The organism is Paracoccus sp. SY (assembly GCF_002901215.1).
Classification (GTDB): domain Bacteria; phylum Pseudomonadota; class Alphaproteobacteria; order Rhodobacterales; family Rhodobacteraceae; genus Paracoccus; species Paracoccus acridae.
The window spans coordinates 1-1,938 of the sequence record NZ_NWMQ01000122.1 but is presented as its reverse complement, the minus strand read 5'-3'; the positions used below and the strand labels follow the sequence as shown (position 1 = coordinate 1,938).

Here is a 1,938-nt window from a genome sequence, read left to right as displayed (position 1 = left end):
CGGGCCTTCCTGTTGCGCGCCTACCCCCTGCAGACCCACGAGATGCTGTTCGACGCCCACTGGCACGCGTTCCGTGTCTTTGGCGGCGTGCCAGAGCGCGGCATCTACGACAGTGAGGCTTGGCCGCCATGGGTCCGAGGCCAGGCCGAACGAAGACGGCGGTGGATCGTGTCGGCCGTGGCAAGGAGCGGCAGGTCAACCTCCGCTTCCTGGCCATGGCCAATCACTATGTCTTCGAGCCGGAGTTCTGCAATCCGGCAGCGGGTTGGGAGAAGGGACAGGTCGAGAAGAACGTTCAGGACTCCCGCCATCAGGTCTTACAAGGGATGCCGGGCTTTCCCGACCTTGCCACGATGAACACCTGGCTGGAACAGCGCTGCCTGGAGGTGTGGCAAGAGACCCCGCACGGCACGCTGCCCGGCACCATCGCCGATGTCTGGGCTGAGGAGCGGGCCGCATTGATGCCCCTGCCGCCGGCTTTTGACGGCTTCATCGAACTCAGCAAGCGCGTCTCGCCCACCTGCCTGATCAGCTTCGAGCGCAATCGCTATAGCGTTCCGGCGTCCTTTGCGAACCGGCCTGTCAGCCTGCGGATCTATCCAGACCGGCTGGTCGTGGCAGCCGAGGGCAACATCCTGTGCGAGCATTGCCGCATCATCCAGCGCAGCTACAAGCTGCCACCGCGGACGATCTATGACTGGCGGCATTACCTGGCTGTTCTTCAGCGCAAGCCCGGGGCGTTGCGCAATGGCGCGCCCTTTGCCGAGTTCCCGCCTGCCTTCCGGCAGTTGCAGGAGCAGATGCTGCGCAAGCCCGGCGGTGATCGCGAGATGGTCGACATCCTCGCCCTGGTTCTTCAGCACGACGAACAGGCCGTGCTGACGGCGGTGGAATTGGCCTTGGCCGAGGGCGTGGCGACCAAGACCCATGTGCTGAACCTCTTGCACCGGTTGGTCGATGGAAAGGTCATTGGCGGGCCGCCCCTCGATACCCCGCAGGCCCTGGCCCTGCGCCGTGAGCCAAAGGCCAATGTGGAGCGCTATGACGGCCTGCGCACCTCCGTTGCAGGGGGCCGTCATGCGTCATGATCCCGCCAGCGGTGCCATCGTCATCATGCTTCGCAGCCTGAAGATGCACGGCATGGCACAGGCTGTCACCGACCTGATCGAACAGGCTGCGCCGGCCTTTGACGCAGCCGTGCCGATCCTGTCTCAACTGCTGAAAGCCGAACTGGCCGAGCGCGAGGTCCGCTCCATCGCCTATCACATGAAGGCCGCACGCTTCCCCGCCTACAAGGACCTCTCGGGCTTCGACTTCTCAGCCAGCGAGATCAACGAAGCCACAGTCCGGCAACTCCACCGCTGCGAGTTCATGGACGGGGCCCAGAACATCGTCCTGATCGGCGGCCCGGGCACGGGGAAGACCCACATCGCAACCGCCCTCGGCGTCCAGGCCATCGAGCATCACCGCCGCAAGGTCCGCTTCTTCTCCACCATTGAACTGGTCAACGCCCTCGAACAGGAGAAGGCCAAGGGAAAGGCGGGGCAGATCGCTGAAAGCCTGACCCGCCTCGATCTCGTGATCCTCGATGAGTTGGGATATCTGCCCTTCAGCGCCTCGGGCGGGGCGCTGCTCTTCCATTTGCTGAGCAAGCTTTACGAACGCACTAGCGTCGTCATCACCACCAACCTCAGCTTCAGCGAATGGGCCACAGTCTTCGGCGATGCCAAGATGACTACCGCATTGCTCGACCGGCTCACCCACCGCTGCCACATCCTGGAGACCGGAAACGACAGCTTCCGCTTCAAAGCCAGTTCAGCCGCCGCAGCGCGCCAAAAGAAGGAGAACAATCACGCCTTGACCTCTGAATGACCCAAAAACCATAATCAAAGGTGGGTCAGTTCTCGATGGAAAACCTGGGTCACTTCTGGGTGGAAA

At 63.0% G+C, this 1,938-nt stretch carries 1 protein-coding gene and 1 pseudogene; both read left to right on the top strand.

Going from position 1 to position 1,938, the window contains the following annotated elements; translation table 11 throughout:
- Positions 1 to 1,088 (top strand): annotated as a pseudogene (gene istA / locus CK944_RS21985) (IS21 family transposase); the annotation flags it as partial.
- A complete protein-coding gene (istB, locus tag CK944_RS21980) occupies positions 1,078 to 1,872 on the top strand; it encodes an IS21-like element helper ATPase IstB (RefSeq protein WP_103175160.1) in 795 nt (264 codons plus the stop codon). The pseudogene istA and the gene istB, both read left to right, overlap by 11 nt.
- Positions 1,873 to 1,938 lie beyond the last annotated feature (66 nt).

What these genes read in the sequence shown, in the direction of transcription:
- istB (WP_103175160.1), top strand. Translation starts at nt 1,078, where the DNA reads ATGCGTCATGATCCCGCCAGCGGTGCCATCGTCATCATGCTTCGCAGC.